Below are 22,998 nucleotides of genomic sequence, written 5' to 3'. Positions count from 1 at the left end.
CAGCGTTTGATCGCTCATGCCTAAGGCAAGAGTGAGAGTTTACGTGGTTTTTTGAATACCACATCCAGGAATGCGTGACAGAATAGAACTGAAGAATATCCCGCTTGCGCAGAGGATACCAACAATAGCAAACATGGTTGACCAGCCGAGACTACCTTGAATCGCTCCCATAAGTGGGCCGACAATGGCAATGGTGAGGTCAGTAAAGACAGAATATGCTGCGATAAGGATCCCGCCAAATTCTGGCCCATCTGTTTGCACGGCCATCGTACCCATTGCTGGGAAAAGGAGGGAGAACCCGGCACCTGTCAATGCTGCACCGATGAGGCCGCCAGTAGACGAATGGATCAAGCAAAAACAAGCCATAGCGACGGCTTCTGTCACCAGAGACACATAGGCAACGGGAACACCACCTCGTTTGTCGATCTGTGAAGAAAACAGAATTCGCACAAGGACAAAAACGATAGCGAAGGTGGAGAAAGCGACACCAACATTGCCCCAGTTATTGGCACTGTAATAGATGGATAAATACCCATTAACCGTGCCGAAGCCGAAGGACCCAGCGGCTAAGGCAGCGCCGTAAGGCAATACTTTACGCAGGGCCTTAAAGAAGGACATCGGTTCACCTTTGGCAGGCAATGGTTTCACCCCTGTATAGAAGCACAGGAGGGCAGAGCCGAAGATGCCCATAGCGGTTGCGGCAAATCCTACAGGCATTAGGCTAATTGCGGGCATAAAGCTGCCAAGAAATTTCCCTATAATAACGCCCAGTGCGATGCCGCCATAAGACGTTACACCATTCCAAGAAATAGCCACGGAGGTATGTTTGGGCCCAACGCGACGGATATTCCATGTGGTAACGGATGTTGCCGTCCAGCTTTCAGCCCAGCCGATGAAAAGGCGGCTTAACAAAGCGACCCCTAGGGCGACATAGCGGGTTGCGCTGTTCATGCCCATCAAGCCAGGGATGGCTGCGGCAAGGCACATGAGAAGGCCAGAAATAGTACAAGCGATCAGGCCGTAACGAAGGATCTTTTTAGGGCCTTGATGGTCAACAAGTTGACCAGCAACGAGGCGGGTCAGAAATGTTCCGAGATATTGGAGGGTAATCGTCATACCTGCGACGGCTGTTGGGAACCCCAGTGTCTGATGAACAAACTGAGCCCCAATGACAGCATTAGGCAGACCGATAACAACGTAAACGAGAAGGTTGAAAAAGACGACGGGCATCACCCGGAGGGTCGGCGAGCCTGTAAGGGTTTCTTCTTCCGACATTAATATTCCCCTTTGCAGCATTCTGCTCCGCCTCCATATAAAAGGTTAGGGGGCGGTATTGGTTGAGTCACCATAGGAGAGAAGAAGCGGTTCGTCACGGGTGGAACGCTAACCCTTTTTTTAGACAGTGTCATGGCAGCCATGCAACAGGTGGGTTGAACCTGTTTTTATTTTTCTTATATGTGGCTGTTCGCCTAGGGGAAACAGCCCGTAATTGGCATGTTACTTAAGCAGAAGGAGTGCTTTCCTGATGACAGATGACACAATCCGGAAAGCCCAAAAAGAGGCTGGTTATCAGCTCCTTTCTACCGAAGAGGTCTATCGAAACCCTTGGACAGCGATGCGTGAGGATAAAATTATCCATCCAAGTGGGAAAGAGGGACTGTATGGGATCGTAGAGCGAGGCATGTTTGCCGTTATTTTGCCACAGCATAAAAATGGCGACGTGTCTCTTGTGCAGCAATTTCGGTACCCTGTTGGCAAGCGTTTGTGGGAATTCCCAATGGGTATGTGGGAGACTCGCGATGATGCGACTCCTGAAGAGGTCGCCTTGGGAGAGCTGCGCGAGGAAACTGGCCTACGTGCTGGAGAGCTTATCCATGCAGGCACGCTTTATCAGGGGGCCGGTTATTCCACACAGAAGGGTCATGTCTTTTTAGCCCGTAATCTTGAGCGTGGTGCATCGGAGCGTGAAGCGACCGAAGCGGATATGACGGTGCATGATTTTCCGTTGGCAGAGTTTGAATCCATGATTGCCCGAGGGGATATCACGTGCATGGTGACTATAGCGGCCTTTGCGCAGATTCGGGCACGGGGGTTGATCTGACTGAGGAAGGCTCCGCAGTGGGGCTCCCCAGCGGAGAGGTGCCTTGAGAGAGTTTGCTCGTCCGTTTGTTCTTGTTATCGCGTTGATCGTTGTGCCGTTGGTGGTGTGGCGCATCCCTCTGGCACAGCACATCGTGCAGAGCAGTCAATCATGGTGCCGTGGCCCTTGGGCAGGCTGGTGGTTTTTGGTCTTTGCGGTGCCTTATTGCGCAGCGGGCCTGCCAAGGCAGGCGCTTTGCCTCATGGCTGGAGCCGGGTTTGGCGTGCTGGAGGGCTTTGTGCTGTGCAGTGTGGCGTATGAAGCAGGCGCTCTCGTGAGCTATAGCGGCGGTCGTCTCTTTGGTGTGGGCCGTTCCTTGAGGCTTATAAAACCGATGGTCGCTTTTATGCGTCGTGCACCATTTAAGGCCGTGCTGAGTGTGCGTTTACTGCCGGTAGGGTCGTCGTTGCTGGTTTCGACTTTATCAGGGGGGCTTCGCATCCCGGTGCTTGCCTTTGCAGGGGCGACAGCTTTGGGGGGCGTGCCTCAAAATCTTATTTTCGTGCTTGTGGGCAGTGGCTTGCCGGTTGGCCATCAAACCGAAATGATCTTGAGTGCTGTGTTGTTTGTGCTGTCAACAGTTCTTGGCGTCGTCATGATCAGGCGATATCGCTCCTATGGAGCACAGCCCATGGCTCTATCAGAGGGGAGGGAGTAGTATGTCAGTTTCAAAGCGTTTTTCGTTTGAACGGCCCTTTTTTGACCGTACTCTCACCCCTGGTCAACCGCTTCCTTTTTGGGTGCCTCTTCTGCTGGGCTGCTTAACGGCCGTTGGGCCTGTCTCGACGGACATTTACCTGCCTGCATTGCCAGAAATGGAACACCAGCTGGGTGCAGCCGCTGGTTCTGGTAGTTTGACGATGGCCGCTTGGGTGGCGGGTCTCGCCATTGGACAGATGAGTGTTGGCCCGCTTACCGATCGTTTTGGGCGCCGGATGCCGCTGCTGGTGGGGACATTATGTTACGCCATTGCGGCGGCGGGCTGTGCCTTGGCACCAACGATGACCTTGATGTGCGTCTTTCGCTTTATCGCTGCCTTGATGGGGGCGGCGAGTTTGGTCGTGCCGAATGCCTGTGTGCGTGATCTCACCTACGGGGACGCCTCTGCGAAGATGATGTCACGCCTGATTATCGTGCAAGGGGTGGTGCCGATTTTGGCGCCGGCTTTGGGTGGGTTCGCGCTGCAATTTATTGGCTGGCGCGATATTTTCTGGGCAACGTCTTTATATGGCCTACTGGGTTTCGTCCTTGTAGCGCTCTTCTTGCCTGAAACGCTGCTGCCTATTCGACGGCAACCCGTGCAGATGAAAGCGGTGCTGGTGCGGTATGGTAAGACCTTCTGTGAACCGCATTTTTGCCTGAATGGGCTTATTTGGATGGTTCAAGGGTTTGTGACCTTTACCTACCTGACAGCGGCTCCCTTTTTGTTTGAGAGCGTGTTTCATCTCTCTCCGTTTCATTATGGGATGCTCTTTGGGTTGTTTGCGGTGTTTATGATCGGCACGTCACAGCTCAATGCGCTGCTTGTTGACCGTTTTTCAAGTGAGGGCATTTTGAGGACAGCCCTTATTTGGAGCACGGTTGCCGCGCTCGCTTTCGTTGTTTTGGCAGTTTGGTCTGCGATAGAGAGTGCCCCTTTAGGGCATTTGAACGGCATGTATCTCTGGCCAATGATTGTCATCATGCTGTTAGTCCTAGGGCCAGGTGGTGCGATTGGGCCGAATGCGATGGCTGGAGCGCTACGCTATCAGGCGCATAATGCTGGGTCTGCGGCCGCTTTGGCTGGTACAGGGCAATATGTGATGGGCATGGTAGCCAGTGTGCTGTTCTCGCTCCTTCCTGTGGGAACGGCGATCCCGATGGCTGTTATGCTGCTGATCGCGTTTCTTGTTATGTTGGTTTTGGCCTATTATCCCCGGAGAGGGTAGGTTGACCGCTCTCTATGGTGCGTTTGAATGCCTGTGAGCAGGTCTTTAATCTGCTCGTTCGATAAAAGAGGGAGTGCCTTGTTATGACTGAATCTGTTGGTGTGACGGCCATTGTGACGTTTCCTGAAAGCCGTCATGATGAGGGGCTTGCTCTGTTTCAGCGCCATTTGCCGATGTTGCGTGCGTATGACGGGTGTCAGCGCTTTGTTGTCTCTCATGATATTCGAGCACGCGGCGTCTTCACCATTCATGAAGAATGGGTGAGTGAGACGCATTTAGACGTGCATCTTAAAGACAAGGCGATAACCACCATTTTTGCTGAGATTGACGCTTTAGGCGGGCAGATCACCAATATCTTTACCAAAGAGGTACGCGCTTCCTAACGATGGAGGCTTGAGCCGGGGCACAGGCTCCCTTACAGAGGGGCCTTACTGTATTGATGTTGACTATGCTCTTTAAAGAAGGCTCGCCCTCATGTCGTACCAAGACCCTGCACCGCTTGATCTGAAGCGTTACATCCGTGAAGTGCCCGATTTCCCTAAAGCTGGGATTCTTTTCTACGATATTTCTACCCTCATTCGGAATGCGGATGCTTGGCAGATCGCGACCGCGCGTTTAGCCGAGAGTGTGTTGAAATTTCAGCCTGATATGCTGGCTGGCATTGAAAGCCGCGGCTTTCTTACGGCAGCCCCGTTGGCGATGCGTCTTGGGTGCGGCTTCACGATGTTGCGCAAGCCGGGCAAGCTGCCGGGTGAAACGATCTCTCATGCCTATGGGCTCGAATATGGTCATGATGAGCTGCACCTACAGGTGGATGCTGTGCGCCCCGGCCAGCGTGTGGTGGTGTTGGATGATCTTCTTGCAACAGGGGGCACGCTAGCGGCATCGGTTGATTTGCTGCGTAAAGCAGGGGCCCATGTCGTGGGGGCCTCTGTCCTCATTGAGCTGGCTGCGCTGAAAGGGCGTGAGAAGCTGGATGTGCCGGTGACATCTCTGCTGACGTATGAGGACTGAGAATTTTATGACGCAAACTGATCTTTCAAAGAAGACGACCGAGCTTTGGGCGCAGCGTTATCGGCATGATGCGCCGGTGAACCTCCCGGACAATCCCGTTCTTCGCCAGCTTTTTGCGCATCGGAGTGTGCGGCATTATAAGAGCGACCCGCTGCCAGCAGGGGCTCTTGAGGCCGGGATCGCGGCGGCATCGTCGGGGGCGACCTCATCTAATTTACAAAACTGGTCTGTCATCGCGGTGGAAGATCAAGCGACGCGTTCGCGCCTTGCGGAGCTCTCAGGTGGGCAGTCTTATGTTGCTCAAGCGCCGCTCTTCCTTGCTTGGGTTGTGGATTTATCACGCCTTGAGCGCATCACACAGCGTGAAGGAGCGAGCGAGGCTGAGGCCTTAGCCTATGAAGAAAGCTTCCTAATGGCGACGCTCGATACGGGCATTGCTGCTCAGAATGCTGTGCTGGCCTTTGAGTCGCTTGGTCTAGGCACTGTGTATATTGGTGGATTGCGCAATGACCCGGAAGCTGTTGCTTCTGTGCTGGGTCTGCCATCGCGCACGGTCGCTGTGGTGGGGATGTGTGTTGGTCATCCAGCAGAGGACGCAGCAGGTGGCATTAAACCGCGCCTTGGTCAGGATGTGGTGCTGCATCGTGAGCGTTATGACCATGAGAGTGAAGAAGAACCGATTGATACGTATAATCAGCGCGCTGATGCGTATCAGCAGGAGCAAGGTCTGCCGTCACGTCGCTGGACACAGACGGTTGCCTCTCGCATTGCGCAGACGCGTGGTCTGGGCGGGCGGCATGTGATGCGCGACGTGCTTAATCGCCTTGGTTTCCCACTGCGTTAAGGGACGGTGTGAATGCTGCCCTCCCTCCCTGTCGCAGAAATCTTACCGCGTCTTCATGATGTGCTGGAGCACGGAGCGAATGCCGTGCTCGTTGCGCCTCCGGGGGCAGGGAAGACCACAACAGTGCCGCTGGCGCTTCTTGAACATCAAGCGGCATGGTTGGGGGGCGGGCGGATTATCGTCGTAGAGCCGCGCCGTGTGGCCGTGCGGGCGGCTGCGGCGCGTATGGCGGCGTTGTTGGGGCAAAAACCGGGCGAGACGGTGGGCTATCGCACACGCACAGACCGCGCTGTATCGGCCCAAACGCGTATTGAGGTGGTCACAGAAGGGCTGCTGGTGCGCCGTTTGCTGAGTGATCCGCTCCTTGACGGGGTGAGTGCGATCCTCTTTGACGAGGTGCATGAGCGGTCACTGGATGGCGATACCGCTCTCGCTTTTGCGCTGGATGTGCAGCGGAGTTTCCGCCCAGAGCTGCGTCTTGTGGCGATGTCCGCGACGTTGGAGGGGAAGATCTTCACCCAGCGTCTCAATGCGCCATTGATTGAAAGTGCAGGGCGGCAATACCCTGTTGAGCTACGTTATCGTCGTGATCTTACCCATCAGCGTGAGCTTCCAGAGCGTTGTGCTGAGGCGATCCGCTCCATCTGGAGTGAGGAAGATGGGTCGATCTTGGCGTTTCTTCCCGGTGTCGGGGAGATACGGCGCACAGAAGCGGCTTTGGGGGAGCGTTACCCTGTATTCCCTCTTTATGGGGAACAATCGGTTGAAGATCAGCAGCGGGCGTTAGACCCGACCTCGGGACGGCGGATTGTGCTGGCCACGTCCATTGCCGAAACGTCGGTGACGGTACCGGGTGTGAGGGTTGTGGTGGATGGCGGCTGGCGGCGCTTGCCCCAGCGTGATCCCAGCACGGGTCTTCCGAAACTTCAGAGCCGGCGCATCTCACGCGCGACGGCTGAGCAACGCGCCGGGCGTGCGGGGCGTGAGGCGCCGGGCATTGCCGTGCGTTTATGGTCGGAGATGATGCAGCGCGGGCTGATGGTTCAGGAAATCCCGGCTATTCGGGAGGCGGATCTGTGTGACTTCGCTCTTATAACGGCCGCTTGGCAGGAGGCGATGGGCACCGCGCCGCTTGAACTTCCCCTCATAGAGAGCCCTGCTGAGGGGGCTTTGGCCGGGGCACAAGAGCTGCTGCGTTCCTTGGGGGCATTAGACGGTGCTGATAAGCTGACCTCCCTTGGCCGGGCGATGGCGCGCTTGGGCACACATCCGCGTTTAGCAGCGATGCTCTGTGCCGCTCAGACGGAGCGTGAGCAGGTGACAGCCTCTTGCTTGGCGGCTTTGTTAGAGGAGAGAGACCCGTTCCGCCGTCCGATGAGCAAGGCGTCTCCTACGGTGGATATTGGCCAGCGTTTGGCGTTGTTTGCGCGTGAGGATAGCCGGGTACCCCGGTCGGTCACGCGTCTTTTGCGTCAGTCTGCCCAACGTTTCTTACGGCGCGTGGGGGTAAAAGAGACGCGCACGCTTGAGCCTGACCCACATTATGCGGGGCGGTTGATCGCGGCGGGCTTTCCCGATCGTTTAGCGCAACGCACGTCTTCAGATGGGCGTTATCGTTTGGCAGGTGGCGGGAGTGCGCGCGTACCCGTTTCAGATGATCTGTCGCGTGAGAAGCTTCTGGCGGCCGCGATGTTTCACGTAAAACGGGGCACAGAGATCACGCTGGCAGCCCCGGTCACTGTGGAGGATTTCCCCCCTTCTGTGCGTGCTCAACTGACGGAACAGCGTGAAGGGAGCTTTGACGGCACGTCAGGCCGTGTGATTATGCGGGAGCGCTTGCGCCTTGGTGCGCTCATTTTGCGTGATCGTAACGCTCCAGCTACTCCTGCAGAAGCACAACCGGCCTTGATGGAAAAAGTCTGCGCCGACCTCCCTCGTTACGTGAACTGGACGACGAGCGCTCGGCAGTTTCAAGCACGAATTGCGTTAGCGCGGACGCATTATGCGCCAGATTTGCCGGATCTGTCCGATGATGGACTGGCCGCATCACCAGAGTGGCTGGAGCCATGGCTGGGCGGGATTGATCGGCTGTCTCAGCTTCAAGAGCTGGATGTAGTGGCGATGTTGCAGGCGTGCTTGAGTTATCCGCAGCGCCAAGAGTTGGATCGTCAGCTTCCCGCGACTGTTGCGCTCAAGGGAGGGCGGCACGCGATTGATTATACTGGCACAATTCCCGCTCTTAGCACGCGCGCTCAGGCGTTTTATGGCACCACGCGTCTGCCAGAGCTTGTGGGAGGGAAGGTGCCTTTGCATGCTGTGTTGTTATCTCCTGCTGGGCGACCTCAAGCGGTGACGGCGGATTTAGCGCGTTTTTGGCAAGAAGGCTGGTTGGATATGCGCCGTGATATGCGCGGGCGCTATCCACGGCATGATTGGCCAGAGAATCCTGCTCAAGCGGAGCCGTCTTCGCCTAAAAGACGATCACGCTAAAGCGGATATGAAGCGTGTGCGATGCTGCTCTTCCTTGCCAAGAGATATTGTGTTTCATTAGGCTGACAGAGCATAAGTAAGGCGGAGCCGTCGCCTTAATGCAGTGTGACAGCAAGGAAGGGCGATCTTATGGGTGCGTCATCACAACGTTTTGCAGGACAAAATGCCCTGATTACCGGCGCAGCGGGAAATATCGGTTTGGCCGTGGCGAAGCGTCTCGCCAGTGAAGGCGCCAACCTGATTTTGTTCGATCTTAACGCTGAAAAGCTGGAAGAGGCGCGCTCTCAATTGGTCTCTCTTGGCGTGGATGTGCATAATGCTATCTGCGATGTGACAGATTATGCCAGTGTAGAAAAAGCAGTCGATGAGGCCGAAAAAGCACTTGGCCCCATTGGGTTGCTCTTTAATAACGCAGGCTATCAAGGGGCTTTTGCGCCTATTCATGAATATCCGCCTGAGGACTTCGCCCGTGTTGTGCAGATCGACCTTATTGGGGCGTTCCACCTGATTCGTGTGGTTTCAGAGCGTATGGTGAAGCGGAAATTTGGCCGTATCGTGAATACAGCCAGCATGGCAGGGCTTCAGGGGCCACCCAATATGGGGGGCTATGGCTCGTCTAAGTTCGGGGTTGTTGGGCTTACGGAAGTATCGGCAAAAGACCTCGCACCCTATAATATCCGCGTTAATGGGATCGCACCGGGGCTGATGGGGCCGGGCTTTATGTGGGATCGGCAGGTGGAGTTGCAGGCCAAGACAGGGTCGCAATATTTCTCGGCTAATCCTGAGGAAGTGAAGAAGCAGATGGTTGGAAGTGTGCCAATGCGGCGGCTGGGCACTGTGGAAGAAATTCCCGGTGTGGTTGCGTTCTTGCTCAGTGATGATGCAAGCTATATTACTGGAGTGACGATGCCGATCTCAGGTGGCGTATAAGATAAGTCTCCTTTTGTAAGCTAAGAGATCATCACGCGAGGAAAGGGTATGTGTTTTCTGATCACATGCCCTTTTTTTGAGAGAGATGATGGGAGATAATCTGTTACCGATGAGGTGAGGTAAGAACTCTTTTAAGAAAGGCTGTTCCGGCAAGGGCGGAGAAGACATGAAACCTGTCACGAAGCAACTGGTTTGGTCCGTCTTTGTTCCCGCAAGTGTGGGGATCGTTGCTGCGGTGCTGACCTGTACGGCTGTTATGGCGTTTTTGCCGTTCTCTTCATCATCGAAAGAGGAAGCGAAGCCTCATTTTGTTCTTCCGCTAAAGCCTCATACGCCGCCTGTTCCGGTGTCACCGCCGTTGGTGCGTCCCCAAACCGTGCAGACAGCTCCGCCGCCTCATCTTCCCCCCGTTCAAGCCTCGCCAGAAGCTGTAAACTCTATGGTGGCGGCGTTGCCAAGTTTTGCACCGCTTGTGCGGCAGGTTATCCCGGCTGTGGTGAACATTTCAATCTCGCATGATCCGCAAGACCGGGATAATAGCGCAGAGCAGGAGCAGGACGCCGCGTCCAGCACAGCGGAGCACGCCCCAGCGGCGCCTAAGAAGCATCATCATACGGGGGCAGCTCATAAGAAGCATCGTCCCTTAAACCACCATCATATGGCCCGTCATCATGTTGTACGCCCTGCTGATGATGATATGACTGGGGCAGGCTCTGGCTTTGTGGTTGATGCATCGGGGATTATCGTCACAAACCGGCATGTGGTGGGGGATGCAACGCGCGTGACCGTCTCTTTGTCTGATGGGCGTACCTTGCCAGCGCGTATCTTGGGTGATGACCCGATGACCGATATTGCGGTGATTAAGGTGGAAAGTGCCACGCGCCTGCCATGCGTGACATGGGGTGATAGTCGTCAGGTCGAAATTGGTGACTGGGTGATGGTGGCCGGTAATCCGTTCGGGTTTGGTTCATCGGTGACAGCGGGGATTGTTTCTGCCGTGGGGCGGGACTTAGGCATCGGTGCATTGGATGATTTCATGCAGCTTGATGCACCGATTAACCCCGGCAATTCAGGGGGGCCATCCTTTAACCTTCGTGGGCAGGTTGTGGCCGTGAATGCGGCGATTGCCTCACCTAGTGATGGGTCAGTGGGGATTGGTTTTGGAATCCCTGCTGAGATCGTCGCCCCTGTGGTTGAGGAAATCGAAAAGACCGGTCATGTCGAGCATGGCTGGCTGGGTGTCACGTTGAATGATGCGTCCTCTCCGATGTGGGTAGAGGATGTAGATAGTGACGGAGCGGCTTGGAAGGGCGGCTTGCGGCGTAAGGATGAGATTTTAGCGATGGGAAGCAGTGCCGTGCATGATGCCCGCACGGTATTGCGTAGTGTGGCGGCTGCCCATCCGGGAACGGTCTTTGTCTTTACGATCCGCCGTCATGGACAGGTCAAGACGCTGTCCATCACGTTGGGACAGCGTCCATCATCCGATATGTAACCGTTTTGAGATTAGTCTGCAGACGGTGTGTGTGGTGGCAGAGGCGGTGCATTCTTTGGTGCTAGGCGAACTTGGGCTGACGCAGAGACGCTGATCGTCTGTTCTTCAGGTGTGCTCTGGGGAGCTGGGCCTGCCGAGCGAGCGGCCATGAGCATCGGAGCAGGAGCGCCGAGCCCAAAGCGGGGTTCTGGCAGTGGGCCAGCCCCTACCTGCACGCGTTCAATCCCAACCACACGCAAGCCGAGTGCGCTTGCATCACTGTCAGCTTGTTGACGAATTTTCTTTAAGGCTGCGGTGCGGGCTTGTGTTTCCAATGTCTGTTGTGTCTGTGGGTCAAGTGACCAGTCCATATCATCAAGGGCTAAACCTTGAGATTGGAGTGTTTCTGCCAGAGTAAGCAGATGCCCGCTATCATTGCCTTTTAACGTGAGTGTTTGTGTTGCATTCCAGCGATGAGGGGGATGTTCGCTATACTCTTGAGAGAGCGAGTAATTGCCAGCATGAAGGGTCGCCCCTCCATCATTTTTGAGACTGTTGACGGCTGTGCTGACGATTTGGTTCAGGCGCTTTTGAGCGGTCGCCGGTGAGGTGCTCTGTGCACGCGCGGTGAAATGAATGGTCAGAAGGTTGGGCACCGTCTTTGCTTCACCATGCGTTGTAAAGGTGAGCACTGTTTCATGGAGCGACATAACAGGGGCGGACGGCATAATATCACTTTCAGCGGCAACGGCGTGGGACGCTAATGCTGTGCTCATCAAACAAACCAGAGAGAGCGTGGCAGCACGCTTATAGAAAGGTAGGCGAGAGCGGGTCATGAATGGGGTCCTTCATGTTTGTTAAGCAGGAGCAGGGCACGGCGGAGCCGCTCAATCCCAGCGCGAACGTGATGGTGACGGCATAAGGTTGTCCCCCGTTCTTGTAGGAGACGGGCATCCTCCATCACACCGACGGGGATACTATGCGGGTAACGTATTTTTTCTGATAATGTCTGGTTAAGCTGTTGGCAGTAGGCATGGCTATCACTGGTAATGACCAGATCCTTCGATGCGACCGGCGCTATAAGCTGATGGCTATTGGCCCGGCCCGTGTTGGGGAGCTCAATAAGCAACATCACAACAGTAAGAAAAAAGACAGTGCGCATGAGGGCATTATGCACGATCACACCTGCCCTGAAGATGAGGATGGCATGAAGAATTTGTTAGGTGGATTGCTCATACAGGGTCAACAATCTGTGTTTTATGAGAAGAGGGGGCCGTATTGAGCGGCAACGTCAGGGTCGCTGTCAGGCCGGGATGGGCATGGCTGAGGGTGAGTTGGCCATGATGGAGCCCAGCAATGGCCTGAACGAGTGAGAGCCCAAGGCCAGAACCCGGCGTGCTGCGTGCCGCTTCAGCACGGAAGAAGCGTTCATGAGCGCGCTCCATATCACTCGCACTCATACCGGGCCCTTGGTCACTGACACTGATAGTGACCCCTGTGGGTTTTGTACTCTCCTCGTTGGGTAAACGCTCTGCTCGTAATGTGAGCTGACTGCCAGAAGGGGAAAATTTGATCGCGTTATCAAGGAGATTAGCCAAGGCTTGTTGCACCATATGGCGGTCGCCAATAATGGCGGGAAGGGTGGAAATTTGTGTGTGTAATGTCAGCCCGGCTTCTTCTGCAGAAGCTTCATAAAGTTCTGCCATATCGTGGAGCAGGGCGGTGAGGTCAACAGAGGCGAAGGCAGAACGACGAGAGCCCGCTTCAATCTGTGCAATGCGTAACAAAGCTTCAAAAATACCGGTGATACGGTCTAAATCCTGCACGGCAAGGTCGATGGCATCGCGAAGTTCGTCGTCAGATTGGGCATGAAGAGCGGCGTCTTCAAGTTGGGTGCGGGCCCGTGCGATGGGGGTGCGTAGGTCATGAGCGATGGCGTTAGAGACTTGGCGAACGCCTTCCATTAACCGATTAATACGGTCAAGCATGGTGTTGACTGTTTCGGCCACGAGGTCTGTTTCGCTCCCATTAAGAGCGATACGGTGGTTGAGGTCTCCACTGGCCACCGCTGCTGTGGTGCGGGCGATGGAATGGACAATACGTAAGAATAATTTACGGATAACAAAGGCTCCCCCCAGCGCAAGGAGAGAGACCATAATGGCGCACCAAATAAGGGTTTCGGCCATGACATGGCGTAGGAGATGCCGCCCACGGACATCATGACCAACAATGAGGCGAAAACCACCGGGGAGAGCGTAAGCCTTGAGCTTTGCTTGAGTGCTAAATGTGTAACGCCGGATAGAGAGCTCATAAAAATGGTCAAGCCGTGTCATCACAACGGGCCAGCCCGGCAGGTTTCCCGCAAAGCGCTGGCCATTGCGATCAACGAGCAGATAAAGCGCGTCATCATCGACATTTTGCTCAATCCGCTCCTCAATCGCATCGCTGAGCGTGCCAGCCCCGCCAAAGACCCAGCGCCGCGTAAGGTCTTGGGCGTCGCTTTCAATCCCAGCCTGTACGTGGCGGTCTAACAGGTTGGTAGTGCTCCACCAGGTAAAGGAGAGGAACACCCCAGCAGACAGTAAAAAGACCACCCCATAGGCTAAGGCAAAATTCCCTCCTGCTGAGCGAATAGGCCAGCGTTTTAGATGACGGAGGCGGGTCAACAGGCGGGCAATCATTGGCACTTAGGCGTCTGCATTCGGGTCGCGGAGGATATAGCCTGCATTGCGCACTGTATGAATCAGCGCGTTTTCAAAGGGCTTATCGACTTTTTGACGAAGGCGGGACACGTGCACGTCAATGACGTTGGTCTGAGGGTCAAAATGATAGTCCCATACTTTTTCAAGAAGCATGGTACGGGTGACGACTTGTCCAGCATGACGCACGAGGAACTCAAGCAAGCGGAACTCACGAGGCTGTAGGTCAATCTTCTGTCCCGCGCGGCGGACATCGCGTGAGAGGAGGTCAAGTGTCAGATCACCAACGGAGAGGCTGGTTTTTGTTGTCGTATCAGCATGGCCACGACGGCCAAGTGCTTCCACACGCGCCAAAAGCTCAGAGAAGGCGAAGGGCTTGGTGACGTAATCATCCCCACCGGCTTTAAGTCCGGTTACGCGCTCATCAACGTCTGATAGCGCAGAGAGCAGCAGCACAGGGGTGGCGTTATTTTGACCACGCAAGGTTTCCAGAATGCGCAAACCGTCAATACCGCCGGGCAGCATACGGTCTAAAATAACGACGTCATAAGCTTCACTGACAGCCAAAAAGAGGCCGTCTTTTCCGTTATCAGCTTCATCAACGACATGCCCGCTCTCTTTGAGGCCTTTAACCACAAAAGAGCGAACAGTGGGGTCATCCTCAACGAGCAGGATACGCATGATGGGGCATTTCTCCTGTTTTTAAGAGCCACAATTGGGCCATGATCTGCACGATAACCTGATGACGCCGTTGTGGAAAGCGTTGGAGGCGTCATTGGGTTGTCTGTGTTGGGGAGCGTGCTAGGCTGATCGTCTGTTTTTCAAGACATATGATCAGGATGATGCATCATGGAATATCGTAAACTTGGCCGCACTGGCCTGTCGGTAAGCGAAATCTGCCTAGGAACGATGACGTTTGGTCAGCAAAACTCTGAGGCAGAGGGCCATGCTCAGCTTGATATGGCGTTTGACCATGGCGTCAATTTTATTGATACGGCTGAGCTCTATTCCATCCCCCCAAAGGCGGAAACCTATGGCGCGACGGAGACGATTGTTGGTAATTGGCTCGCCGGGCATGGTCAGCGTGATAAAGTGGTGCTGGCCAGTAAGATTGTTGGGCGGAGTGTGAATGACTGGTACCGTCCCGATGGCAAAGGGGCCCGTCTGACACCAGAACAGATTCGTTATGCGGTGGAGGGGTCGTTACGCCGTTTGAAAACGGACTATCTGGATCTCTACCAGGTGCATTGGCCTGACCGTAAAATGAATCTTTTTGGGGCTGGCGGCACGACGTTCCGTGATGTCATTAAGGCCGATGAAGTGCCGATTGAGGAAACGCTTGGTGGCCTTGATGAGCTTGTTAAGGAAGGCAAAATTCGTCATGTGGGCGTGTCTAACGAAACGCCATGGGGGGTGTCTCAATATCTGAGCGCATCGCGTGAGAAAGGCCTGACACGGATTGCTTCCATCCAGAACGCCTATAACTTGCTCAATCGCACCTATGAGATGGGCCTTGCCGAGATGGGCCTGCGTGAGGATGTCGGTTTGCTGGCCTATTCTCCACTGGCACAGGGGTATCTCACGGGGAAATATCTTGACGGTGCTCGTCCAGCAGGGGCTCGTACGACGTTATTTAACCGTGGTCAGCGCTATGAAAAACCGGGTGTCGATCAAGCGATTCGAGGCTATATGAAGATCGCCCGTGACGCAGGGATTGATCCGGCACAATTTGCGCTAGAGTTTGTGACCTCACGTCCTTTTGTGGCGTCTAATATCATTGGGGCGACGAGCCTTGAGCAGCTCAAAACGATTCTGGATTCGGTTCATGTCGAGATCACGCCAGAGCTGGAAGAGAAAATTGATGCTGTCCATCAAGTGAATGCGAACCCAGCGCCATAAAAAAGAGATCCGTAGAGAGGAAGAGAGGGGTGGCTGATATGTGCAGGCCACCCCTCGTTGTTTTTGTGCAGGATCGGGTTGTTGTGGCTTAATGGCCTCAAGAAGGGCCAATATGGCGGAAAACGTCTTATTTATTCCGATCTTGTAAAAAAAGGGGGTTGCCGTTTCAGGCGCTTTCTGGTGTGTGGCGGGGCAATTTTGCCTTCCGTCCCGAACAGGAGACCGATCATGGGAAAGAGTGTTGCGAGTTTTTTCGTCGAGGCCCTGAAGGCAGAAGGCGTAGAGTACGTTTTCGGCCTGCCTGGTGAAGAGAATATTCATTTTGTTGATGCGCTGGAGGGGTCAGGCATTCGCTTTATCCTAACACGGCATGAGCAAGGGGCAGCGTTCATGGCTGATATTTACGGCCGTGTGACAGGTAAAGCTGGTGTGTGTATGGCAACGGTTGGCCCCGGTGCCATTAACCTGCTGCTTGGGGTTGCTGATGCGCAAACCAATAGCTCCCCTTTGGTGGCGATGAGTGCGCAGGTTGGGCTGAACCGTATTTATAAAGAAAGCCATCAGGTTATTGACCTGCAAACGATGTTTGGCCCCGCGACAAAATGGGCGGAAACGGTGATGACCCCGGCCTCTGTGCCGGAAATGATCCGTAAAGCGTTTGCCTTGTCGCAAGATGAACGTCCGGGGGCGACATACTTGGCTATTCCACAGGATGTGGAAGCCATGGGCTTGCCAGATGATATTAAACCGTTGCGTGCTGGAACGATGGGGCAAGGGCGCCCTGACCCAGCTCATATTGAAGCGGCGGTTGAAGCGCTAAAGAGTGCGAAACATCCTATCATTATGGCCGGTCATGGTGTGGCCCGTACAGGGGCTTCGAAAGCCCTCGTTGAGCTGGCCGAGGCGCTGAATATTCCTGTCGCGACGACCTTTATGGGCAAAGGCGTGATTGATGACCGTCACCCCCTCGCGCTGGGCGTGATTGGCTTTATGCGTCGCGATTATGAAAATTTCGCTTTTGATGAATCTGATCTTATCCTGTCCATCGGGTATGAGCTGCAAGAGTTCGCTCCAGCACGGATTAACCCGGCAGGGGATAAGAAGGTGATCCATATGCACACCATCCCGGCGGAAACAGATGCCTGTTACACCGTGGAGGTGGGTGTGATTGGCGATATTGCCCTTGGGATGGAAGCTCTGCATGAAGCCGCTCATGGTCTGTCATTTCAATCGCAGCCAACGCCGAAGATTCAGGAGCTTCTTGCTGCTGAACGTCAAATGGGGGCGGATGATGTCGGGGCACCGATTAAGCCGCAGCGCATTGTGATGGGGATCCGTGAGGTCATGGGCGATGATGACATCGTCTTGGCCGATACAGGAGCGGTGAAGATGTGGATGGCGCGTCTGTATCCAACCTACAAGCCGCTGACCTGCCTGATGTCGAACGGTCTATCCACGATGGCGTTTGCCCTACCGGGAGCGATTGGTGCGCATTTAGCCTATCCAGAGCGTCGCATTCTGGCGGTTATGGGTGATGGGTCTTACCTGATGAACGCTCAGGAGCTTGAAACAGCGGTGCGTGAGAATATTCCGCTCAAAGTGCTGATCTGGGTTGATGACTCATACGGGTTGATTAAATGGAAGATGGAGATGGATCTAGGCCGCCATTCTGGTGTGGACTTCAAAAATCCGGACTTCGTGGCTCATGCAAAAAGCTATGGTGCGAACGGCCATTACGTCAACTCAGCTGAAGAATTCGTGCCAACGCTCGAAAAGGCTTTTGCTGAAGAGGGCGTATCGGTCATCGCGTGCCCGGTTGATTATCGCGAAAATAAGCGTCTGACTGACCGTCTTGGTCAACTGACGATGAGCTTCTAACGCTCTAGCGTTTCAATCATGGATCAAACGCGGCCCCTTAACGCATAGAAAGAGCGGTGCGGTAAGGGGCCGTTTTGTTAAAGCGGGCGTTGCATACGGATAAAGGGCACGCCGTTTTTGTCGAAAACATCGCCAACCGTTTGGCACCCGCGCTTTTGGTAGAAGTCCGTTGCGCTGGTGCGGGCATCGAAGACAAGGCGTGTGGCGTTGTGAGCCCGTGCTGTGCTGATGAGGGCATTAAAAAGACGCGAGCCCAGCCCTTGGCCTTGATGCTCTGGCAAGACAGCAAATTTCCGTAATCGTATTTCTTGGTCATTGAGGGTAAAAAGCGAGCCACAACCGACGAGCTCTCCTTCAACATAGAGACCAAGATGCGTGCCATGGTCATCATCGGGCACGCGGCATTGTTCTTGTGTGTGCTTGGGCCACAGCACGCGTTGGCGGATTGGCAGGCACGCATCAACACAAAGAGAACGAACGGTAATGAAGGCACTCATGGCGTGGCTTTCTTGGGCTGAGAGGCTGCGGGGTGTTGGGAAAGCCAGCGGTTCAGATGGAAAAAGCGAAGAATTTTACGACCAAAGGCGCGTTCGTCAAAATAGCGAGCCCCTTCAAAATCGGGTGCTTCGCAACGTGTCTTATAGGGGCCGATAGACGCTGAAAAGGGGCCATAAGCGCCCTCATCAATATAGCGCTTATACAATTCATGAGCGTTATCCGTATCTCCAGAATGAAGGCTCCATTGAATGCCTTGGCACAGTACCATCGCAAAGGCTTGTGAACGCGGCGGCAGAAGGGTGCTTGTTTTCTGGATGAAGTCATAAGTATCGTCATGAGAAGCAGGGCTGCTATCAAGGGGGTGAGGGCTTGAAGCTGCGTAGCGTGCCGTTTCAATCGGTGCGGTATAGGTGGGATAGAGTTTGTCATCATACGCTGACCTTGGGGCCATAGGTGCCTGAGCAACGGAAGTTGGGCCACTGCCTTCACTGTAGAGGCCGCCGAAAGAGCTGACATAATCGGGCGATTGTTCATACCCCATGATGAGCAAACCATGGTCATGGGCGATGGTAGTAGCCTCAAACCAGCCTTGTGCGGCAGAAATGGGGTCGATACTATCGTGAGCTTTCTTGAGGGCCTGAATATAGGCCCGTGTTATGTCGTATGGGTAAAGCGCAATATTATAAGACGGATCGTCTGGTGACGTATCGGGATGAGCCTGTCCGATCGTGTAGAGATAAGGGAGCGCTTCTTCAGGTCGCCCTTCACGCACAAGACGCCGTGCGAGGAGGCTGTAAAGCATTCCGGTAGCTGAGGAAATATCGGCATGTTGAGCTACGACACTCTTTTGGGGAAGACGTCGGTCTATGATGGTCTTGAGTTCATCAACGGTCAGGATACGTTCAGCTAAATAAGAGAGGTCTGATCCAAGTTGCTTTTGAGAGTCGTATGAGTTTGCCATATGGACTTGGTCCAAACCAGGGGTCAGAGAGATAGCACTCGCAGCAGCGGTAGCGTCTTCTGTCACAGCTTGCCCTTCTTCAAACATGACAGCGTTAAAGAAAATATTGAACGCTTGGAGAATATCGCCCTGCGCTAGCTGAATTGTGCCGTGTTCTCCTTTGAGGAGCATGATATTGTCATCGCTAAGCCGATGGGGGTTGGCCTTTAGGGCTTGGATGGCGTGGTCGTAAAAGGTGGCAGCGTCTTTTGTGTGTCCATCATGAATGGCAATTTTAGCCTGTATCCACTCGGCAAGGGGGCTATGGCTGTGCGATGCGAAGGTAGAAGCCTCGCGATAGGATCCTTCATGATAGGCGAGTGTCGCGAGTTGGTCGGCATTCTCAACAGCGAGAGTGGGGTTGTTTTTGAAAGCATTCAGAAGATTCTGATGGGCGCTGGCTGTGCTCTCAGAATAATCACTGAGGGCAAAAGCGACCAATATGCGGCGCGTGAGGGGTTCTCTAATGAGAGAGGAGAGCTCAGAGGATGAGTTTAAGGCCCATCCGGCGATCACGGCGAGAGAGTCGAGGGATGAATCGTTGCCTGTCAGGTTATCATGAGGGATCCAGCCGTCCGCTTGCTGCTGGGTGTACAGGGCAATGGCATGATGAAGGTCAGAAAGCTCCACATTATCAGCGCATGGCTTGGAAGAAAAGAAATCTGTCCAGACACAGCGTTTCTCGCCATTATTAAGGAAGAGAGCGGCTTCTTCTCCATAGCTTTGATGAGCGAGAGCAAGCGGATCAGGGGCTCCGGCTTCGACGACCTGGCGGGTCTGTTGGAAGGCGCGCGCTGCGCTATCGGTTTCGGTAGAGAATGCGTAGCCGTGTAGAAATTGCCGATGGGCGTGGACTTCCCCCATCATGTAAAACGCCCAAGCGAGGCGAGGCTGGCTGACTGTAGCAGGCAGACGCGTAATGGCGGTGAGGCGTTCCAAAATGGCAGCAGAACGATCATGGTGCGGATGAGCACGCCAGAGGTGATAGTCACGTGCGGCGGCCACGTAGAGGCGGAACGCTTCAGGCAAAGCTGCGCCGTGAGCATAGGCGTCATCGCCGGAATGAGCTGTGGTGAGAAGATGGTTATAAAGGGTTTGTTGCGCGGGAGGCAGCGCTTTGAGCGTTGTATCAATCAGTTGATCGTCCGTTTCTGAACGCTCAAGCTCTGGTTCTTTATGGGGAATAGACGGGAGAATCTGCGAAAGCTCGTACACAAAGCCATTGTTAGGCGTTTTCGCGAAGGTCTCTGTACGATCGGATAAAAGCCCCTCTGGAAAGAATGGCCCGCAGGCCCACACGCTGGCTGTGCCTGTGAGGAGGAAAAGAGAGAGCGTGAGGGTGCGTGTTTTGAGAGCCATGAGGGGAGCTGACCATAAAGGGTGAACAGACAAAGGACTATGACGGAGTGCCTATCACCATATGGGGCGTATCATTCTGGCACCGAACCCAACCGATCGTGCGGGAATGGCCCGGAGAAAGCAACCCGTTCGTGCGGCGTTCAAGGCGCGGGACGGAGGGTGAGAGATTCAGCACGTAGCCATTGCTGCCATCCATCGTATAAGGGCAGCTGGTTTGCACGGTCAGGGTTGGGGGCAGAAGAGCGTCGGTTGTCCCGTCATTGTTCAGGCTAAGTTCATACAGGGCGGGATCGGTTTGCGTGACATGGATGGTGATCGCGCTGCGTAATGGCTGATGGGAGAGGACAGCATGCCATGTGGGGAGGCTCCAGGCGCGTTGGTCTTCTGCACTGGGGAGACGAAACCACACCCAGCTTTGCAGACCGTCCAGCGTGGTGCTTTCTTCATCGTGAATAAAAGAGGCGATCACGGTGGGGTTCGCAAGCAGTTCGGTATGAATGTTGGTCTCCGTTAAGGTGGTGGCTTCGCTCCTCACACTGGTAATCCGCCCTCGCTCATCCCAGCTCACGCGGGAGCCATAGGCAGGGAGTGCAACAGACCAAGGGCCGTGGCGGCGCGTGGCGAATTGAGTGAGCCAGCGCTGAGAAATTTTTGCGTCAAAAAGACCGAGATGAGGGTTACGCACGGCGTGAATTTGGAGCACGACATGGTCAGCTTGTTGGAGCGCCTCGTCGAGGTGAAAAGACGCCATCCATGACGGCAGGGCGGTGATCCACAGCGTGTGTGATGGCGGAAGGGTCTGGTGTAGCTGGTGGAGAAAAGCAGCATAATCGCTAAGTCGATCTGCTGCGGCGTCATAGTCAATTTCAATCCCGCTTGGGGACAGATCGTGCTGTTTCCATTGCGTCAGAAGAGCGGTGATATGATCAATCACGGCGCGATGATCCCAATGGGCAAGCCGTCCATTGAGGCGGAAAACAGCGATGATAGGGCGGTGTGTGTGCTGTAAGGCACTGAGGTCGGGATGGGCATCGCTCCAATGGCCCGTGCGTTCTAATTCTGCGCTTAAAACATGCCAGCGGCTTATGAGTGGGGTGCTACGGGTGAGGGCCTCGTGGAGAGGCGCTGTCCAATGGCGCTGCCAAATATAGGCCTCATGAGGGAGCTGCGACGTTTTATGAGGACGTTTACAGCTTGAGAGCAAAACGGGCGCTATAAGAGCGAAGGACAGGAGGCTATAAGGCATGCGCCTCACTGAAGCCGCCTCCAAGAGCGTGCTAGAGCGGCGATGCTTGCTGTCACCATCACAGCACAGGGGAGGCAGAGCAAGACTGCCCCGCCTGTGTAAAGCCACGCCGTGTCGCAATCATAATGCTTGCTGACATCCAGCATGAGCGCGATGACGGATGAAGGCAGCCAGAGATCATAAAGCCGCATGAAAAAGAGTGTGAGAGCGAGCACGCAGGGTGTGACGATGATGAGCCGTGTCATTTGATCTCAACCATGCCGTAGCTGTGTAAGGTGGTCTGTGGCACTGGGTCGGTTGCGCCATGGATGAGCAAGAAAGCACGAATGCGCTGGAAGTCATGGCGGGATTGCAGGGTTAAACAGCCTTCAGAGAGGCGAAAATACCCGCTGGGATGGAGGCGAAAGCTGCTGCGTGGATGGCCGTTGACCGTTGTGAGGTCATCAATCGTGCCATCATCACGGTAGAGGCTGAACCATGTTTGGCGGTCTTCACCAAGGACGAGATGGGCGAGGTCAATCAGGTATCGTCCAACGCTGGGACGGTCTTGTCGATCCACAATATAATAGCGGCCTGGTGGCAGCGGCCCATTATGTGCAGAGGTCACAGAGGCTGGGTCATTAATCGCACGTTTATTGCCAGAATAGGCAGGGAACGCGCCAAGGCCGGGCACGGTCAATGTGCTCATGCTCTGGTTGTTGAGAGAGAAGGTAAGGAGGAGGGGCGCCAGCAGCATGGGACATTGTTCCCTTTACGTGCGATGGCGGATTTCACGCACGAGTAAGCCCTCTTCTGTGCTTTCAGCTCGTAAATTAGGAATATGGCGGATCAATCGGCGCAAGGCCGTAAGGGGCCGATAGCGTCCGCGAATAGACGCTGTCTGATGATCTCTCATCGCATCAGGGCTGATTTGCACGAAGCAGCCGGAACGATGGGCAAAATCTTGCAGTGTTTCATCCATCCGTTGCGCGGGGTAATGATACGGCAAGGTTTGGTTGAGGGAACACACAGCATGCGCCGCGGAGGGAGCCATCATACTCATGCCAAGTAAGACGATCATGGGGATGAAACGAAGGGACATGAACACGACTCCATAACGAACGGACATCATGAGCCTATATCATAAAAAAACCGCCCAAAAGGACGGTCTTCTTACATGCTTACACAACAGAGTTGTTTAAGCAGCTTGCAGGTTCACAGCGGCTTCGCGGCCATTGCGTCCAGCTTCGATGTCAAAAGAAATCTTTTGCCCTTCATTAAGACCTTGAAGGCCTGAGCTTTGAAGCGCAGAAATGTGGACAAAGACATCATCAGAGCCAACATCAGGCGTGATGAAACCGAAGCCTTTTGTTGCGTTGAACCATTTAACGGTGCCTGTTTTCATAACGAGGCTCCTTTGCAATAACCAAGCGGCCGCGAATAAGAACGTTCTTCGCGATCAAAACAACTACAGAGATACTAGAAGGCAACGTGCCGTCAGCCTCATCATAGAAGCACCCACTTTCGAGTCATCCTGCCTGTTAAAAGGCAAAGAGACAAGCTTTTTTAGTCACTTCCATGCATTTTTATTTTTCGTGCAGAGCGCGGGGGCTTCTAAGG

23 protein-coding genes are annotated in these 22,998 nt (G+C 54.5%); 11 read left to right on the top strand and 12 right to left on the bottom strand.

Going from position 1 to position 22,998, the window contains the following annotated elements:
- Positions 1-39: 39 nt before the first annotated feature.
- Entirely contained in the window at positions 40-1,275 is a 1,236-nt protein-coding gene (locus F457_RS0108005) for an MFS transporter (protein ID WP_018980616.1), read from the bottom strand.
- A 250-nt stretch (positions 1,276-1,525) separates the two neighbouring features.
- Here F457_RS0108005 and F457_RS0108000 point away from each other — a divergent pair, with 250 nt between their 5' ends.
- From F457_RS0108000 to F457_RS0107960, 9 genes are all read left to right on the top strand, one after another.
- On the top strand, positions 1,526-2,101 hold the full coding sequence (locus F457_RS0108000; protein WP_018980615.1) for an NUDIX domain-containing protein: 576 nt from the start codon (positions 1,526-1,528) through the stop codon (positions 2,099-2,101).
- Positions 2,102-2,144: 43 nt separating this feature from the next.
- A complete protein-coding gene (locus F457_RS12625; protein WP_018980614.1) occupies positions 2,145-2,798 on the top strand; it encodes a TVP38/TMEM64 family protein in 654 nt (217 codons plus the stop codon).
- 1 nt (position 2,799) lies between these two features.
- Complete coding sequence (locus tag F457_RS0107990) at positions 2,800-4,068, top strand: multidrug effflux MFS transporter (RefSeq protein ID WP_018980613.1); 1,269 nt, start codon at positions 2,800-2,802, stop codon at positions 4,066-4,068.
- An 83-nt stretch (positions 4,069-4,151) separates the two neighbouring features.
- A complete protein-coding gene (locus tag F457_RS0107985) occupies positions 4,152-4,451 on the top strand; it encodes a putative quinol monooxygenase (protein ID WP_018980612.1) in 300 nt (99 codons plus the stop codon).
- Between the two features lie 91 nt (positions 4,452-4,542).
- Positions 4,543-5,082, top strand: coding sequence for an adenine phosphoribosyltransferase (locus F457_RS0107980; protein WP_018980611.1), 540 nt, complete (start codon positions 4,543-4,545; stop codon positions 5,080-5,082).
- A gap of 7 nt (positions 5,083-5,089) precedes the next feature.
- Positions 5,090-5,926, top strand: a complete 837-nt coding sequence (locus F457_RS0107975; protein ID WP_018980610.1) for an NADPH-dependent oxidoreductase — start codon at positions 5,090-5,092, stop codon at positions 5,924-5,926.
- A 12-nt stretch (positions 5,927-5,938) separates the two neighbouring features.
- Positions 5,939-8,416, top strand: a complete 2,478-nt coding sequence (gene hrpB, locus F457_RS0107970; RefSeq protein WP_018980609.1) for an ATP-dependent helicase HrpB — start codon at positions 5,939-5,941, stop codon at positions 8,414-8,416.
- Between the two features lie 129 nt (positions 8,417-8,545).
- The gene (locus F457_RS0107965; protein WP_018980608.1) at positions 8,546-9,346 is read left to right on the top strand and encodes an SDR family NAD(P)-dependent oxidoreductase; all 801 of its coding nucleotides are present in this window, start codon (positions 8,546-8,548) and stop codon (positions 9,344-9,346) included.
- Positions 9,347-9,512: 166 nt separating this feature from the next.
- A complete protein-coding gene (locus F457_RS0107960; protein ID WP_018980607.1) occupies positions 9,513-10,841 on the top strand; it encodes a S1C family serine protease in 1,329 nt (442 codons plus the stop codon).
- An 11-nt stretch (positions 10,842-10,852) separates the two neighbouring features.
- Here F457_RS0107960 and F457_RS12620 read toward each other — a convergent pair whose 3' ends face one another.
- The 4 genes from F457_RS12620 to F457_RS0107940 are packed head-to-tail and all read right to left on the bottom strand — an operon-like array spanning position 10,853 to position 14,200.
- Positions 10,853-11,656: an SIMPL domain-containing protein gene (locus tag F457_RS12620; protein WP_018980606.1), complete on the bottom strand. Its 804-nt coding sequence runs from the start codon at positions 11,654-11,656 to the stop codon at positions 10,853-10,855.
- On the bottom strand, positions 11,653-11,997 hold the full coding sequence (locus tag F457_RS0107950; protein ID WP_169584118.1) for a hypothetical protein: 345 nt from the start codon (positions 11,995-11,997) through the stop codon (positions 11,653-11,655). Before F457_RS0107950 ends, F457_RS12620 begins: the two co-directional genes overlap by 4 nt.
- Positions 11,998-12,052: 55 nt before the next feature.
- Entirely contained in the window at positions 12,053-13,486 is a 1,434-nt protein-coding gene (locus F457_RS0107945) for a sensor histidine kinase (RefSeq protein ID WP_245539129.1), read from the bottom strand.
- A gap of 21 nt (positions 13,487-13,507) precedes the next feature.
- On the bottom strand, positions 13,508-14,200 hold the full coding sequence (locus F457_RS0107940; RefSeq protein ID WP_018980603.1) for a response regulator transcription factor: 693 nt from the start codon (positions 14,198-14,200) through the stop codon (positions 13,508-13,510).
- Positions 14,201-14,368: 168 nt separating this feature from the next.
- Between F457_RS0107940 and F457_RS0107935 the strand changes: the two genes are divergently transcribed.
- Positions 14,369-15,418, top strand: a complete 1,050-nt coding sequence (locus F457_RS0107935) for an aldo/keto reductase (protein WP_018980602.1) — start codon at positions 14,369-14,371, stop codon at positions 15,416-15,418.
- 228 nt (positions 15,419-15,646) lie between these two features.
- Positions 15,647-17,296 (top strand): acetolactate synthase large subunit, encoded by a 1,650-nt coding sequence (locus tag F457_RS0107930; RefSeq protein WP_018980601.1) that lies wholly within the window; start codon positions 15,647-15,649, stop codon positions 17,294-17,296.
- A gap of 77 nt (positions 17,297-17,373) precedes the next feature.
- On the opposite strand, the gene F457_RS0107925 is transcribed toward F457_RS0107930, so the two are convergent.
- The 7 genes from F457_RS0107925 to F457_RS0107885 all read right to left on the bottom strand — a co-directional run bounded on the left by F457_RS0107925 (position 17,374) and on the right by F457_RS0107885 (position 22,783).
- Complete coding sequence (locus F457_RS0107925; protein ID WP_018980600.1) at positions 17,374-17,793, bottom strand: GNAT family N-acetyltransferase; 420 nt, start codon at positions 17,791-17,793, stop codon at positions 17,374-17,376.
- On the bottom strand, positions 17,790-20,153 hold the full coding sequence (locus F457_RS13345; protein WP_018980599.1) for a hypothetical protein: 2,364 nt from the start codon (positions 20,151-20,153) through the stop codon (positions 17,790-17,792). The genes F457_RS0107925 and F457_RS13345 overlap by 4 nt, the downstream gene beginning before the upstream one ends.
- A gap of 37 nt (positions 20,154-20,190) precedes the next feature.
- Positions 20,191-21,399, bottom strand: coding sequence for a DUF3142 domain-containing protein (locus tag F457_RS12610; RefSeq protein ID WP_018980598.1), 1,209 nt, complete (start codon positions 21,397-21,399; stop codon positions 20,191-20,193).
- A gap of 5 nt (positions 21,400-21,404) precedes the next feature.
- Positions 21,405-21,644 carry a hypothetical protein gene (locus F457_RS0107900; protein WP_018980597.1) on the bottom strand — a complete coding sequence of 80 codons (240 nt, stop codon included), beginning with the start codon at positions 21,642-21,644 and terminating at the stop codon, positions 21,405-21,407.
- Positions 21,641-22,135 carry a DUF2778 domain-containing protein gene (locus F457_RS0107895; protein ID WP_018980596.1) on the bottom strand — a complete coding sequence of 165 codons (495 nt, stop codon included), beginning with the start codon at positions 22,133-22,135 and terminating at the stop codon, positions 21,641-21,643. Before F457_RS0107895 ends, F457_RS0107900 begins: the two co-directional genes overlap by 4 nt.
- 15 nt (positions 22,136-22,150) lie before the next feature.
- On the bottom strand, positions 22,151-22,480 hold the full coding sequence (locus tag F457_RS13340; RefSeq protein WP_156809405.1) for a hypothetical protein: 330 nt from the start codon (positions 22,478-22,480) through the stop codon (positions 22,151-22,153).
- A gap of 96 nt (positions 22,481-22,576) precedes the next feature.
- Positions 22,577-22,783 (bottom strand): cold-shock protein, encoded by a 207-nt coding sequence (locus F457_RS0107885; RefSeq protein WP_018980594.1) that lies wholly within the window; start codon positions 22,781-22,783, stop codon positions 22,577-22,579.
- Positions 22,784-22,998: the final 215 nt, after the last annotated feature.

The organism is Saccharibacter floricola DSM 15669 (assembly GCF_000378165.1).
GTDB classification, from domain to species: domain Bacteria; phylum Pseudomonadota; class Alphaproteobacteria; order Acetobacterales; family Acetobacteraceae; genus Saccharibacter; species Saccharibacter floricola.
The sequence above is the reverse complement of the archived record's forward strand: the minus strand, read 5'-3'. Positions and strand labels throughout refer to the sequence as shown.